Raw genomic sequence first — 916 nt, forward strand, 5'->3', positions numbered from 1 at the left:
CAAGAGCAGCTCAAAGACATCAAGGTGATTTACGTGGAGTTTACCTCTGAGCAAGACCGCAAGCGGATTGACCAGATGCTGGATCCCTCTCATCTCCTCTGGCAGGAGGAAGTTTCTCAGGGTAACTACGGGTGCTTATGTTATCTGAATAGATGCATATTCTACGAAAGCAGTGGTAATCTTTAGAAGGCAATCTTTAGGAAGCTCTGAGACTGATGAATCCTCGAGTTCTACTAGTTTGGATGACTCCACCTGATTATGTCCCACCTCTCACTCTTTCAGAGCGTCAAGTAACTCTATGTCCGAAAGGAAAGGTTAGAAGACAGATATTCGATTTTTTTAGTGTTCCAAAAAGCTTAGTTGAGTGTCCTGACAAAGACTTTGACCTCTATGAATTTGTCCAGTATTCAGATCAAGTCGAAGACAAAGAATTTGACTTGGTGATTGTCTGGACATCGAGTGTTGATCTGACTAGTCCTTTCAACACGAAAAAATTTGGCTGCCCAACTGTCTTGCTAGCCGGAGATACGCATCATCATGTGCTCCCTATCACCCACCTTCTAACTTACTGGGCCACTGAAGCCTTTGATTATATTGCCACCGCCTATGACCGACAGCACCTCCACTGGTTCGCAGCAGCAGGAGTTCAAAGGCTAGCTTGGCTGCCTTTCATTTCCGCTTGTCTCACCAGCTCCAGTTGGATAGAAAAGAAAGAAATTAGAGTTGCGTTTGTGGGTAACCTTAATTTTAACTCTTATCATTACAGACGTCTTAAGTTGATCATGTCCTTGAAAAAACTGGGTCTACCTCTACTTATAAAGACTCGAGTCCACAATCCTCAACTAATATTTGGTGGCTCGTTAATCTCTTTCAACTGCAGCCAAAATGGGGATCTGAACTTAAGGAACTTGGAAGT

The 916-nt window shown here is 43.4% G+C and carries 1 protein-coding gene and 1 pseudogene; both read left to right on the top strand.

Annotated features, from left to right (window positions below; all coding sequences use genetic code 11):
* The coding region (locus NW843_RS13555; RefSeq protein WP_414523214.1) for a hypothetical protein at positions 1-186 on the top strand (186 nt) is incomplete at its 5' end.
* 29 nt (positions 187-215) lie between these two features.
* Positions 216-916 (top strand): annotated as a pseudogene (locus NW843_RS13560) (glycosyl transferase family 1); the annotation flags it as partial.

This window comes from Synechococcus sp. R5-12, assembly GCF_047502655.1.
Classification (GTDB): Bacteria; Cyanobacteriota; Cyanobacteriia; order Thermostichales; family Thermostichaceae; genus Thermostichus.